General features: G+C 64.5%; 9 protein-coding genes and 1 pseudogene. All 10 read right to left on the bottom strand.

Annotation, left to right across the window (positions count from 1 at the left end; translation table 11 throughout):
* Positions 1-21: 21 nt before the first annotated feature.
* Positions 22-2,457: a DNA topoisomerase (ATP-hydrolyzing) subunit B gene (gene gyrB, locus AB7290_RS00050; RefSeq protein ID WP_085405072.1), complete on the bottom strand. Its 2,436-nt coding sequence runs from the start codon at positions 2,455-2,457 to the stop codon at positions 22-24.
* A gap of 205 nt (positions 2,458-2,662) precedes the next feature.
* Positions 2,663-3,484, bottom strand: a complete 822-nt coding sequence (locus AB7290_RS00045) for a hypothetical protein (protein WP_245344269.1) — start codon at positions 3,482-3,484, stop codon at positions 2,663-2,665.
* A 139-nt stretch (positions 3,485-3,623) separates the two neighbouring features.
* Positions 3,624-3,809 (bottom strand): annotated as a pseudogene (locus AB7290_RS00040) (hypothetical protein); the annotation flags it as partial.
* Positions 3,810-3,973: 164 nt separating this feature from the next.
* Positions 3,974-6,514: an arylsulfatase gene (locus AB7290_RS00035; RefSeq protein ID WP_085405073.1), complete on the bottom strand. Its 2,541-nt coding sequence runs from the start codon at positions 6,512-6,514 to the stop codon at positions 3,974-3,976.
* A gap of 143 nt (positions 6,515-6,657) precedes the next feature.
* Positions 6,658-8,826 carry a hypothetical protein gene (locus tag AB7290_RS00030; RefSeq protein WP_085405074.1) on the bottom strand — a complete coding sequence of 723 codons (2,169 nt, stop codon included), beginning with the start codon at positions 8,824-8,826 and terminating at the stop codon, positions 6,658-6,660.
* Positions 8,827-8,932: 106 nt separating this feature from the next.
* Positions 8,933-9,676 carry a hypothetical protein gene (locus AB7290_RS00025; RefSeq protein ID WP_085405117.1) on the bottom strand — a complete coding sequence of 248 codons (744 nt, stop codon included), beginning with the start codon at positions 9,674-9,676 and terminating at the stop codon, positions 8,933-8,935.
* Between the two features lie 119 nt (positions 9,677-9,795).
* Entirely contained in the window at positions 9,796-10,932 is a 1,137-nt protein-coding gene (recF, locus tag AB7290_RS00020; protein WP_085405075.1) for a DNA replication/repair protein RecF, read from the bottom strand.
* A 90-nt stretch (positions 10,933-11,022) separates the two neighbouring features.
* The gene (locus AB7290_RS00015) at positions 11,023-11,388 is read right to left on the bottom strand and encodes an endonuclease domain-containing protein (protein ID WP_085405118.1); all 366 of its coding nucleotides are present in this window, start codon (positions 11,386-11,388) and stop codon (positions 11,023-11,025) included.
* 127 nt (positions 11,389-11,515) lie between these two features.
* Complete coding sequence (gene dnaN / locus AB7290_RS00010) at positions 11,516-12,634, bottom strand: DNA polymerase III subunit beta (RefSeq protein WP_014491013.1); 1,119 nt, start codon at positions 12,632-12,634, stop codon at positions 11,516-11,518.
* A 280-nt stretch (positions 12,635-12,914) separates the two neighbouring features.
* Positions 12,915-14,327: chromosomal replication initiator protein DnaA (dnaA, locus tag AB7290_RS00005; protein ID WP_063980098.1), on the bottom strand; the 1,413-nt coding region annotated here is incomplete at its 5' end.

Below are 14,327 nucleotides of genomic sequence, written 5' to 3'. Positions count from 1 at the left end.
ACGCTGCGGAAGCCACGCGCCTCAGATATCGATCGTCGCGCTCAGCGAGTGTTCCTGGATGAAGTCGCGGCGCGGCTCGACCACGTCGCCCATCAGCTTGGTGAAGATGTCGTCGGCCTCGTCGACCTCCTTGACCTTCACCTGCAGCAGCGAGCGCGCATCGATGTCCAGCGTCGTTTCCCAGAGCTGCTCCGGGTTCATCTCGCCCAGACCTTTGTAGCGCTGCAGCGTGATGCCCTTGCGGCCGGCGTCGGTGACCGCTTCGAACAGGTCGACCGGGCCGTAGACCATGTGCTCGATGTCCTTGCGCCGCAGCTTGCCAGGGCGGGCATAAACGTCCTGGAGCTTCACGGTGTATTCGTCGAGCTTGCGGGCTTCGACCGAGCCCAGGAAGGCGGCGTCGATGACGGCGGCTTCCTTGACGCCGCGCACGGTGCGCTCGAACTGGAAGCCCTGGCCTTCCACGTACTGGCCGACCCAGCCGCGCTCGACCTCCTCGGCCTGGTTGTCCAGCCGTCCCGCGATGTATTGTGCCGCTGCGGCGGCTTTCTCGGGATCGCCGTAGATCGCCTTGTTGAGCACGCCGGTGATGGCGGCCTGCTCGATCACCTTGCGATTGTAGCGGCTGTGCAGATTGCGCAGGACGCTGCGGACGGTGCGGGCGTCGTCGACCAGCGAACGCAAGTCGCGGCCGGTGCGATCACCGCCGACGCCGGGAATGAAGACGCAGTCGTCGAGGCCTGTGTCGATCAGATAATCCTCGAGCGCCCGCTCGTCCTTCAGATATTGCTCGGACTTGCCGCGGCTGACCTTATAGAGCGGCGGCTGGGCGATATAGAGGTAACCGCCGTCGATGATGTCGCGCATCTGACGGTAGAAGAAGGTCAGCAGCAGCGTGCGGATGTGGGCGCCGTCGACGTCGGCGTCCGTCATCACGATGATCTTGTGATAGCGCAGCTTATCGATCGAGAACTCGTCGCTGATGCCGGTGCCGAGCGCGGTGATCAGCGTGCCGATCTGCTCGCTTCCCAGCATCTTGTCGGGGCGGACGCGCTCGACGTTGAGGATCTTGCCGCGCAGCGGCAGCACCGCCTGGAATTCGCGGTTGCGGCCCTGCTTGGCGCTGCCGCCTGCCGAGTCGCCCTCGACGATGAAGAGTTCGGACTTCGCCGGGTCCTTTTCCTGGCAGTCGGCGAGCTTGCCGGGCAGCGAGGAGACCGAGAGCGGGCTCTTGCGCGTCAGCTCGCGCGCCTTTCGTGCGGCTTCACGCGCCGCGGCGGCCTGGATCACCTTGCCGACGATCATCTTGGCCTCGGACGGGTGCTCCTCGAACCAGGCCTGGAGCGCCTCGTTGAGGACGTTCTCGACCACGGGACGCACTTCCGAGGACACCAGCTTGTCCTTGGTCTGCGACGAGAATTTCGGATCGGGCACCTTCACCGAGAGAACGGCGGTGAGGCCTTCACGGCAGTCGTCGCCGGTCAGCGCGATCTTTTCCTTTTTGGCGTTGGCCTCGGCATAGCCGTTGACCTGGCGCGTCAGCGCGCCGCGGAAACCGGCCAGATGGGTGCCGCCGTCACGCTGCGGGATGTTGTTGGTGAAGCACAGCACGTTCTCGTGGTAGCTGTCGTTCCACCACAGTGCGGCCTCGACGCCGATGCCGTTGGCTTCCGCGCGCACCATGATCGGCGCCGGCACGATCGCCTTCTTGTTGCGGTCGAGATATTTGACGAACTCCTCGACGCCGCCGGAATAGTGCATCTCCTCGCGCTTCTCGACCGCATGGCGCATGTCGGAGAGGGCGATGTTGACGCCGGAATTGAGGAAGGCGAGCTCGCGCAGCCGGTGCTCCAGCGTCGCAAAATCATATTCGATGTTCTTGAAGGTTTCCGTTGAGGCCTGGAACGTCACCTCGGTGCCGCGCTTGCCCGGCGCGTCGCCGACCACCACCAGCGGTGCGACTGCATCGCCATGGGCGAACTCGATGTAGTGCTCCTTGTTGTCGCGCCAGATGCGCAAGCCGAGCTTGCTCGACAGCGCGTTGACGACGGAGACGCCGACGCCGTGCAGGCCGCCGGAGACCTTGTAGGAATTCTGGTCGAACTTTCCGCCGGCATGGAGCTGGGTCATGATGACCTCGGCCGCGGAGATGCCTTCACCCTTGTGGATGTCGACGGGAATGCCGCGGCCGTCGTCGCGCACCGTGACGGAATTGTCGGCATTGAGCACGACGTCGACGCGCGTGGCATGGCCCGCCAGCGCCTCGTCGATCGCGTTGTCGACGACCTCGTAGACCATGTGGTGCAGGCCCGAGCCGTCGTCGGTGTCGCCGATATACATGCCCGGGCGCTTGCGGACGGCGTCGAGACCCTTGAGCACGCGGATCGATTCCGCCCCGTAATCGCTCGGATTTGAGGGCTCGTTTTCGGCAGGCGTCTGCCGAGCAGGTTCTGTCATGAGAGGCCTTCGAGATGTCGCCCGAATCAGCCGCGCAAAAGGCGCTGATTTGCAGGCTATTTGTGCCATGAAAGACCGCTTGCGCCTAGCGCAAAGTATCTTCCGGCAACCCTTTGACGAAATAGGGATTTTTTGCCGGTTTTCAAGGCTCCTGGAGGCCGATTCTGGGGCTTGCGAAAAGGGCGATTCGAGGTCCTTTTTTTAGCTATTGAAGGCGTGGATTTTGCGGGGCGGAGAAGCGCGTTCCCAGGCGCCTTGGCGCCTCTGAACAGGTCACTGGGTTCAGTAGATCTGATCCGGCTTCTTTGTCGTCGTCGCCCAAGCTGAGGGACCAGGCCTCGCCTGAGGCCACGGTGATGGTATCGGTGCGCACCGGATAGCCCGACACGACCAGCTTGTAGGAATATTTGCCGGGCGGCAGATCCAGCGTTTGTGGGTGATTGACGCCGCCCGCGATCTTGATGGTCTGATCGTTGATCGTGAGCGAAGCCGTGTCCGGCGCGAGATAGCCGAATATCAGCCGCGCTTGTCCTGCTATCGGCAGGAAATTGGCCTTCGCCGCGGCCTCCGTATTCCGCTGCACCAGGCTGACAATGGTCTCGTCCTGCGCGCGGCCAAGCTTCAGGGTGGCTGGCCCCTTGGGGGAGGCGAAGGCGAGCTGCACATGATCGGTGGCAACCACAGCTCCATCCGGCTTTTCCTCCCAGCCGCGCTTTGCGAGCTCCGCGCGGTAGAAGGCGAGCACATCGCCGAGCTCGGCCTGCACATGGGCTTCGAGTCCGACCCGCAGCGGGATTTCGATGCCGGTCATATGGGTGGTGTTGGAGCTGGAGAAGTTGTGTTGCTTCGGCACCGGCATCTCGGCGTCTGGATCCGCCGGTGTGAGTGCGGCCGAAGTTTGCGGTGACGGGTGCGGCAGCCATCCGCCGGCGCCTGCGGCGACCAGGCCGCCCGCGAGAAGAGCGAGGCCGCACGCGAACAGCCGCCATCGTGCCGGGACCTTCGTTCTGCGCCTCACCGTCGTCATGCCACTCTCCAGGGATGTCGCGCGTTGTAGTCTTCGCGCGATGCAGCGGCTGCGACACAGTCGCCGCCGCCTCCGGACGACTAGTCGCCCCACCAACTGGACAGGTTCAACCTAGCCGTTACAGGCACAGGCGGCGGGATCAATACATCTGAAGCGGCAGCACGTCGTCGCTTGGCCCCACGAGGAGGCCCCAGGCGTCGCCGGCGGCTACGGTCAGGGTCTCGTTGCGAGTGGGCTGCCCGGGCAGGCGCAGCGCGTACTGGTACTTGCCGGGCGGCAGGCCGAGCATCGGGCCTTTCGGCGATTGCGGGCCGCCGGCGCCGGCAACGCATCCAGCGCGCCAAAGGAAGAATCCACTGCCGGCACTCCCTTCTATACGCGATGATATTTCGCGCAGGCTTTCGAAGCGGATCCCGCCGAACGATTTCTTAGCGAAGAAGGATGAGTCGTGGCGTTGGGGCCGACATGAATCGCCACGACTTGTCGCGCTCAGTCCCTCGCTCTTTCGAGCGCGTGTCGAATGACCTTTTGCTCATCCTCCGTCATCTGCGTCGCGCCAAGCTTGAAGGTCAGCTTGTCGATCTTGCCGGTGAAGCGGAAGGGCAGCTTATAGCTGTCGTCCACCGTCGTGCGGGTGTCGCTGCCGATGTCAAACGTTTCGTCGATGGCCATAAGAAACGGAATCGTGTGCGGGATCGTCTTTGCGGCCACCAGCTTGCCATCGGCCGTCAGTACACCGGTGCCACCCTTGCCCGGACCGGGTCCGTTGTACTTGAAGTCGAATACAATGGTGTGCTTGCCCGGCTTGAGCGCATCGGTAAACAAGTCGCGACCGCCAATGCCACCTTCCCAGCGGTACCGTTCTAGATCGAGCAGGTTATAGACGAAGACCGGCTTGCCTTTGAGCAGGTAGAGGGCGTATCCGCCAAAGCGACCGCCTAGAGTGGCGATCATTCCTTCCGCGCCGCCCTTAGGAACGGTAACCTCGGCCGTGATCGTGTAATCCTTATTGAGAAGGCTCGGAGCGTTAGCGTCAGGGATGCCAGCGTTCTCACCAGAATATGTGAAAACGGTTCGTCCGGCGGTCGCGCTTGGGCGCGGTGTCACAATGCGGGGCAGGACCGAGTTGTCCAGCGGAAAGACCTGGTATTTCGCCGCCTCCGACAGGAACAACGCTTGCAACTCCTTGAGCTTGTCGGGATTCTTGGCTGCGAGGTCATTGGCCTGCGAGTAATCCTCGGCGATGTTGTAAAGCTCCCACTTGTATTCATTGATCCCCGGCAGCTTGGCGGTGCCCAGAAGCCAGGGAGGGGCAGGCGGCGTCGTACATGCATACCAACCATCGTGATAGATGCCGCGGTTGGCGAACATCTCGAAATATTGCGTGTCGCGCTTTGACGGTGCATTGGCGTTGGCCTGGTCGAACGTATAGGCCATGCTGACGCCCTCGATGGGCCTTTGCTTGATGCCATTGACGGTGTCGGGAGCCTGAATGCCGGTGGCTTCAAGAATCGTCGGCACGATGTCGATCATGTGATGGAATTGGCTGCGGATGCCGCCGACGTCCTTGATGTGGCCGGGCCATGAGATGGCCATGCCTTGCCGGGTGCCGCCGAAGTGCGATGCCACCTGCTTGGTCCATTTGAACGGGGTATCGAAGGCCCACGACCACGCCACCGACATGTGCGGGTAGGTCTTGTCGGAGCCCCAATCCTCGTAATGGAGCATCAGCTCGGTTTCGGGCAGTTTCAGAATGCCGTTGTAGGCGGTCATCTGGTTCGGCGTGCCCTCGAGGGTTCCTTCGGCGCTGGTGCCATTGTCGCCGCTGATGTAGATGATCAGCGTGTTGTCGAGTTTGCCCATGTCCTCGACCGCCTGGATGACGCGGCCGATTTCGTAGTCGGTATACGCCGCATAGCCGGCAAACACCTCGGCTTCGCGCGCGTACAATTTCTTCTGGATGAACGAGAGCGAGTCCCATTTCGGCAGCGTATCCGGCCAGGGAGTGAGCTGGGTGTTCGCCGGGATCACCCCGAGCCGCTTCTGGTTGGCGAAGATCTGCTCGCGCAGCTTCTCCCAACCCATGTCGAACTTGCCCTTGAACTTCTCGCTCCATTCCTTCTTCGGCTGATGTGGCGAATGGGTGCCGCCGGGCACGTAGTAGACGAAGAACGGCTTCTCGGGCGCCGCCGCGTTCAGTCCGTTCATGTAGTTGATGGCGTCATCCGCCATGTCGGTGATGAGGTTGTAGCCGGTCTTGCCGACCCATGGAAAAACCTGGCTCGTGTTGCGGAAAAGGTAAGGCGTCCACTGGTCGGTCTCGCCGCCCATGAACCCATAAAAATACTGAAATCCCATGCCGATTGGCCATTGGTCGAACGGCCCGGCCGAGCTGTACAGATAGGTCGGGGTGTTGTGGTTCTTGCCGAACCATGAGGTGGCAAATCCATTGTCCCGAAGGATAGTCCCGACCGTTGCACTGTCGGGGCCGATGACGGAATCGTAGCCGGGAAAGCCGGTGGACATTTCACCGATCACGCCAAACCCCACCGAGTGGTGGTTGCGGCCGGTGATCAGCGCTGCCCGCGTCGGCGAGCAGAGCGCTGTCGAGTGAAACTGCGTGTAACGCAGGCCCGCCTTGGCGATGCGATCCATGTTCGGGGTCGGGACCACCCCACCGAAGGTGCCGGTCACGCCATAACCCTGGTCGTCGGTCATGATCAGCAGCACGTTCGGCGCGCCTTTGGGCGGCACAACGGACGGTGGCCAGTATGGCTTGGAGTCCGTGGCATCTTCCTTGATCACGCCTTCGAACTTCGGAGGTTCAGGCGGAAGCTGCTTGCCATCGATGGTTGTCGTGGCGCTCGGCGAACCCGGCGTGCCGGTGGTTTGCTGCGCGAGGCAGGTCGTCTCCAGAGCACACAGCCAAAAAGCGACGGTCAGTGCGGTGCCGCAAAGCAGCAAGTTGCGGTGGTTTAGTAAGCGGCTTTCTGGCTTTGAGCTATCGTCAACGTGACGGGTACGCGTCATTGGAAGCTCCCTCTTGGAGACGTCAGAACCCTGTTGACGCCTATTCGGGACGCGATGCCGCAACGCTCTGTTGATCTAGATCAACTTTCCGCCCACGGGTCCGAAACGCCGGCTGTGCGTGGGCGCACCTGCTTCGTCGCACCTCAATACATTTGCAGCGGAAGCACGTCGCCGCTTGGTCCCACCAGGAGGCCCCAGGCATCGCCGGCGGCAACGGTGAGGGTGTCGGTGCGGGCGGGCTGACCGGGCATACGCAGCGCGTACTGGTACTTGCCGGGCGGGAGGTCGAGCATCGGGCCTTTCGGCGATTGCGGGCCGCCGGCGCCGGCCGCGATCTTGATGGTCTGCTTGTTGATCGTCAGCGACGCCTCCTTCGGCCCGATATTGCCGAGCATCAGCCTGGCCTGGCCCGCCTTGGGCATGATGTCGGCCTTGGCCGCGGCCTGCGGATTCCGCTGCACCAGGCTGACCGTTGTCTCCTCCCTGGCGCGGCCGAGCTTCAGCATGGCCGGACCCTCCGGCGAGGCGAACGCCAGCTCCGCCCGCTCGGCGGTAACAGTCGCGCCGTCAGTCTTTTCCTGCCAGCCGCGCTTGGTGAGCTCTGCGCGATAGAAGGCGAGGACATCTGAGAGCTCAGCCGGAATGCTGGCTTCGAGCTCCTTGCGGAAAGACTGGTCGCTGCCGGGGAATTTCGTCGAGCTGATCCCGCTCGAGCTGCGCTGCGTCGGCACCGGCAGGGCGGAATCGGGATCGGGCTTCAGCGGCTCGGTCGATTTGGCTTGGATCGGCTTTGCTTCTGCCGATTTGGCCTCAACCGGCTTCGCCGCAGCCACCATGAGGCCGGATCCGGTGGCGCTGACATTCACCTTCGGGCCCATCTGCATCACGGTCATCGAGATCGATTTGCCGGCCTTGGAGAATTCCATCACCGCCATGTTGGGCTGGTTGATGACGGAGGGCTGCTCTTTCCAGCCCGCGTTCTTCAGCGATGCGCGGTAGAAGCTGCCGAGCGCCTTCACGCTCGACGTGGAAGAGAATTCGAGCCGGCCGTCGCCGCCTTCGAACGTCACGCCTTCGGCGGTCTCGGGCAGCGGCACCGGTGTCTTGCTGTTGGCGAGCGCATTGAGCGGCGCATCGGAGAGTCCGGCGGCCTGCACCTTGCGCCGCGCCTCGTCGGCGGCGATGAGTTGCTTGGCCGCACCGAGCGCGTCACCAAGAAATTTCTCATCGGCTTCTTTCTTCGCCTTGGCGCGGGCGGCCAGCGCGGATTCTTTCACCTGCACGTTCAGGCTGATCATGGTGAAATCATATTTGCGGCCAAGCCGCAGCACGCCGGTCTCCTCGGCGTTGGAGACTTTGATTGTGACTTCGTCGCCGGGCGCGAGCGGCGCGCTGCCATCTTCCTGCCAGCCGCGCGCGGCGAGCTCGCGATGATAGAAGGCGAGCACGGCGGGCAGCTCGGCCATCGCGGCGGCCGACATCTCGCGCTTGTTGGAGCTTGCGCTGCCGAGGCCCCTGGCCGTCTTGGTCGGATTCGGCCGCGGCAGCCCGGCCAGATCGCTATCGGCCTTGAGCTCGCTGGGCAGGGCGAAGGGCGCGACGCGGATATCGACATTGGTGCGGCCGTCGTCGCGGCGCGTCAGTGTCAGCATGACCGGCTTCTGCTGGTAGAAGCCGGTGTCCTTGCTGTCGGGGTGCGCGTAGAAGGCGCGCAGGCCGTTGGGAACGGTTTCATCGAGGCTGGTCGTCCAGCGCGCGGCGGTTTCCGGCGTGAGCTTCTGCCAGCCGATCGCAGCCATCTGGCTGGCGTAGAAATCCGACGTCGCATCGAGCGCGCTCGGCGCGATGCAGCCGAGATAGGGCCGGGTCCCATCGAACATGATGTCGCTCGCGCCGTCCGGAAACGGCACGTTCCCGTAGATCCGGTCGGTCGTGTAGTAGACCACGGATTGATCGGGCCGGCCGAGGGCCTGCGTGAAGTGAACCGAAAGGCCCTGCCGTCCCTTCTTGAAGTTCAGCGTGGTGCTCTTCTCCTCCAGCGGCCTCACATAGGGCACCCAGCCGTCGGCGCTCAGGAGTTTCTTCACCGCCGGCGACGTCACGGCTTCCGGCGTCGGCATGCGGTATTCGACGCGGTAGGGATCGGGGCGCGAGGTGTCTTCCACGGCGCCCTCGAGCTGCGGCAGCGCATGGACGTCGACAATGCCTCCGTCGGCAGCGGCCGCGATCGAGCAGCTCGCCATCAGGACAAGGCCGCAGGCAAGCAGCTGCCATCGTGCCGGGACTTGCGTCCCGCGCGGGATCATCGACATCGTCACGTCTCCTGGATATCGCGCAAGGCTCAGGCGCGCGCATTTGCAGGCTGCGACACCGTCGACGCGGCCTCAGACGAGAAGTCGCGGCAGAAACCCGGGAGGTTCAATACAGCAGGAGCGGCGACCATGCCTCTCCGTCGCGCCCGACCGTAAGCTCCCAGGTATCGCCGGCGGCGAAGTTGAGGATGTTCGTCGTGGCTGGATGGCCCGGCACGCTCACCTCGTAGGAATATTGGCCGGGCTGCAGATCCAGCGAAACCGCGTAGGCGCCGGCAGCGTGCTTGATGGTCCGGTCGTTGATCGTGAGCGTGGCTTCCGTTTCGCTGATATTGGAGAACACCAGCTTCGCCTGGCCGGGCTCGGGCATCACGTTCGCATTGGCCGCGACAGATGCGTTCTTCTGCACGAGATTGACGGCGGTGCTGGCGTCTTTGCGGTCGAGCGCCAGCATGCCAGGTCCGAGCGGGGAGGCGAAGGCGAGCTTGACGTGATCGGCGGAGACCACCGCGCCATCGCGCTGCTCCTGCCAGCCGAGCTTGCTGAGCTCGGTGCGGTAGAAGGCGAGGACGTCGCCGAGCTCGGCGGGCACGGTGGCCTCCAGCCTTGTGCGGAGCGGCGTTTCAACGCCCTTGACGACGGTGGTGTGCGTTCCTCGGTAGCTGTAACGGGTCGGAGCGGGCAGCTTGGCAGCGGGGTCCGGCGTGAGCGCCGATGCGAACAGCGGCGACAGATGCGGCACCCAGGCGCTGGCGCTTGCTGCGAGCATGCAGACCGCGAGCAAGAGGAGGCCGCACGCAAACGCCAGCCATTGAGCCGGGACCCGCGCCCCGGTCCTTACCGTCCGCATCTCATTCTCCAGGGTTTTCGCGCGTGATGTCATTTGCGCGCTGGCGAAGGCCGTGACAGGCATCGCCGCGGCCTCAAAGGCTAGTCGCGATTGCAAACGGCCGGGTTCAACGGCGCGGTCTAGCGCCGGGCGGAGACACGTCCGCTCTCGACGTCAAAGACATCGCCGCCTGCGCCAATGTCGGCGAAGGCGGCGGGGTCGGCACCGGTCAGCCACACCTGCGCGCCGAGCTTGCGCAGCTCCTCGAACAGCGCCGCGCGCCGGTTCGGATCGAGATGCGCGACGACCTCGTCGAGCAGCAGCAGCGGCACGATGCCGGTCATCTCGGCGACCAGGCTCGCATGCGCCAGCACGAGGCCAATCAGCAGCGCCTTCTGCTCGCCGGTCGAGGCATCGCGCGCCGGCATGCTCTTCGGCGCATAGATCACCTGGAGATCGGTGAGGTGCGGACCGTCGGTGGTGCGGCCGGCGATGGCGTCGCGCGGGCGGTTGTCGCGCAGGATTTGGCGGTAGCGGTCCTCGACCGACGTCGCGGTCTCGTTGAGCAGCGCGTTCTCCATCCAGCCGTCCAGCGCGATTTGCGCGGACGGAAAGGCGGATTCCTGCGCGCGGGCGTTGAGCATGCCCGTCAAACGCGCCGCAGTCTGGCCGCGCGTTGCGGCGACCGCGACCGCAAGCTCCGCGGTCTCGCGCTCGATTGCGTCACACCAATGGTCGTCGTAATTGCGCGTCTCGAGCAGGCGGTTGCGCGACCGCAGGGAGCGTTCGAGCGCGGAGATGCGGCTGGAATGCTCGCTGTCGATCGCCAGCACCAGGCGGTCGAAGAAGCGCCGCCGCTCGGAGGCCGCGCCCATGAACAGCCCGTCCATCGCCGGCGTCAGCCACACCATGCGGATATGGTCGCCGAAGGCGGTGGCCGAATTGACCGGCTCGCGGTCGATGCGGCAGCGCCGGCTGACTGTGGCGTCCGCGCGCGGCGCGTCGATGCCGGTGCCGAGCGTGGCGAGCCCCAGCGCGCCCTCGACCTGCGCCGACACCGCCCAGGAGCCGTCGCCCTGGTTGTCGGCGACATCTTCCAGCGTGGCGCGCCGCAAGCCGCGGCCCGGCGACAGGAACGAGATCGCCTCGATACAATTGGTCTTGCCGGCCCCGTTCGGCCCGACCAGCGCCACCATGTCAGCCGCCGTCTCGAGCCCCGCCGCCCGGTAATTGCGAAAATGCGTCAGCGTCAGGCGTTGAATGCGGGAGGGGGTCATATCACTCTGTCATTGCCGGGCAGTGCCTTCCCTCCCCCCTTGTGGGGGAGGGTGGCGCCTCACGAAGTGAGGCGACGGGTGAGGGGTATCTTACCGCCCGGCAAGCTTTGCAAGGATGTCTTCCAACACAGAAGCGGGTTGCTGTAGCACGTCATTGTTCCAGTAGCGCGCTATGGCGAAACCTTTGGCGGACAAGGCCGCGTCACGAGCTGCGTCGCTTTCCGATTCTGCATGTTGGCTTCCGTCAATCTCGATCACGAGTCTTTTCTCGAAACAGACAAAGTCGAGAATGTAGTTCTTGAACGGCTCCTGTCGGCGAAACTTGAATGTGGAGAGCCGACGATCCCTCAGCAAGCGCCACATTGCCATTTCGGCGTCAGTCGGCTCGTGCCGCATCTTCCGTGCAAATTGGCGGAGAGGCGGGGAGGTCGGTCGATGGGACGGGTCTCGTGGCACCACCCCCTCACCCAAGTGAGTTTGCGTCAAACACCGGTGCAGCCCTCTCCCACAAGGGGAGAGGGCGCAGTAACGTGCATCGCGCTTGGTTCTAAAGGCAGTGTGCGCTGGCGAGGGAACACGTCCCTCACACCCGCATCGGCATCAGCACATACAGCGCGCTCTTGTCGTCCTTGTCCTGCACCAGCGTCGGCGAGCCGGGGTCGGCGAGCTTCAGCGTGGCGACGTCGCCTTCGATCTGGGCGGCGATGTCGAGGAGGTAGCGGGAGTTGAAGCCGATATCGAGGGCGTCGGAGGCGTATTCGACTTCGAGCTCTTCGGTCGCGCTGCCGGAATCCGGGTTGGTGACCGATAGCACCAGCTTGCCCGGCGACAGCGAGAGCTTCACGGCCCGGCCGCGCTCGCTGGAGATGGTGGAGACGCGGTCGACCGCGTTCTCGAAATCCTTCTTGTCGACGACGAGTTCCTTGTCGTTGCCCTGCGGGATCACGCGGCCATAGTCGGGGAAGGTGCCGTCGATCAGCTTCGAGGTCAGCACCACATTGCCGATGGTGAAGCGGATCTTGGCCTGCGACAGCTCGATCGTGACTTCGGCCTCGTTGTCCTCGATCAGGCGCTGCACCTCGCCGACGGTTTTCCGAGGCACGATCACGCCGGGCATGCCGTCGGCGCCCTTGGGCTGGACCAGGTCGAGCTGGGCGAGCCGGTGGCCGTCGGTGGCAACGCCGCGCAGGGTGGCGGCCGTGGCCGTGCCCGCGGCGTGCAGATAGATGCCGTTGAGGTAATAGCGCGTCTCTTCGGTCGAGATCGCGAACTGGGTGCGGTCGATCAGCCGCTTGACGTCCTTGGCGGCGAGCGAGAACGAATGCGACATGTCGCCGGCGGCCAGATCCGGGAAATCATTCTCCGGCAGGGTCTGCAGCGTGAAGCGCGAGCGGCCGGCGCGGATCGCCAGCACGGCGCGGTCGCCGTCGGCCTCCAGCACGATCTGCGAGCCATCGGGCAGCTTGCGCACGATGTCGTAGAACATGTGCGCCGGCACGGTGGTGGAGCCCGCGGTCGCGGTTTCGGCCGGGAGCGTCTCGGTCACCTCGAGGTCGAGGTCGGTCGCCTTCAGCGACAATTTCGCGTTCTCGGCGCGGACCAGCACGTTGCCGAGGATCGGAATGGTGTTGCGGCGCTCGACCACGCGGTGGACATGACCCAGCGATTTCAGGAGTTGCGCGCGTTCGACCGTAACCTTCATTGCACTACTCGCCCGATCCCCAAGGAAACACAACGTTGGAAAAGCCGGGCGGCGGGACGCGCGCCACGGCATCGAAGACCCCGAAAAGCCGGATCATCCAGCCGATATGACCAAAGCCGTCAGGGTCGCGCAAGGTGGCGCGGAAAGCCATCCGTTTCAAGGGATTGGGGGGTGGTTCCCCACGATTTACAGCCCAAAAGGAGGGCGGCCGTCCCGGCAAACGAACACCGCCGCCCAGGCATGGCCGGGGCGGCGGGAGAATGGCAGGAGCCTTAGGCGTTTATTCCTGAAGCTGGCGCTTCAGCGACTCGACTTCCTCGGACAGCGCCGTGTCCTTGTTGACCAGCGCCTCGATCTTGCGCACAGCGTGCAGCACCGTGGTGTGGTCGCGCCCGCCGAAGCGGCGGCCGATCTCGGGCAGCGAGCGCAGGGTCAGCGTCTTGGCGAGATACATCGCCACCTGGCGCGGACGGACCACGTTGGCGGTGCGGCGCGAGGACAGGAGGTCGGAACGGCTGACATTATACTGCCGCGCCACCACGCGCTGGATGTCCTCGATCTTGATCCGCTTCGGCTCCTGCGGCCGGACCAGATCGCGCACCTCGCGCTCGGCCATCTCCAGCGTCACCGGCTGGTTGTTCAGCTTCGAGTGCGCGAGAAGCCGGTTGATCGCGCCTTCGAGGTCGCGGCCGTTATGGGTGATGGTGCGCGCCAGATAGAGCAGCACCTCCTCCGGCACGTCGAAGGTGGCGTGATGGGCGCGGGCCGCCGCGACGCGCGACTTCAGGATGCCATGCCGCAGTTCTTCGCCGAGCGAGCCCATCTCGACCACGAGACCGCCGGCGAGACGCGAACGCACGCGATCGTCGAGGCTTTCGAGGTCGGACGGCGGACGGTCGGCCGCGATCACGACCTGGCGGCCGGCATCGATCAGCGCGTTCAGCGTGTGACAGAACTCGGCCTGGGTCGACTTGCCCTGCAGGAACTGGAGATCGTCGATCACGAGCACGTCGATGCCGCGCAGCGCTTCCTTGAAGGCGAGCGCCGTCTGCGTCTTCAGCGCGGCGACGAAGCCGTACATGAATTTTTCCGCGGTGAGATAGAGCACCTTGCGCTCGTTGCCGGAATTGCCGGCCCAGGTCACGGCCTGGAGCAGATGCGTCTTGCCCAGCCCAACGCCCGCATGGATGTAGAGCGGGTTGAACATGACGGGATCGCCGCGACGCCCTTCGGCGACCTGACGTGCCGCCGCATGCGCCAGCGTGTTGGAGCGGCCGACGACGAAGCTCGCAAAGGTCAGGCGCGGATCGAGCGGCGAGCCGCCGAGCGCGTCATGATTTGCGGAGACCGGCGCAGTCGCCGTCGAGCGCAGTTCCGGCGCGGGCGCGCGGCGTGTTTCGACCGGCGCAGGCGTCTCCTTCTGCTGCACGACCGGGCGCACCGCGGAGCGAACGGTGAGATCGATGCGATGAACTTCCGGCGCCTCGGCCTGCCAGCACGACAGTACGCGCTCGGCATAATGCGCCTGAATCCAGCTCTTCAGGAAGCGCGTCGGCACCGAGAGCCGCACGCTCTCCTCCTGCACGCCTTCCAGATCCATACGGGCGAACCAGCTCGTATAGACGTCTTCGCCTACGTTCGAGCGCAGCCGGCTCTTCACGCGTGACCAGCGATCCTGTTCCGATGTGTTCAT

It is taken from the genome of Bradyrhizobium sp. 613_E4_N2_2, assembly GCF_052075995.1.
Classification (GTDB): Bacteria; Pseudomonadota; Alphaproteobacteria; order Rhizobiales; family Xanthobacteraceae; genus Bradyrhizobium; species Bradyrhizobium barranii.
Note: the sequence above shows the minus strand (reverse complement) of the source record. Positions and strands in the feature narration are given on the sequence as shown.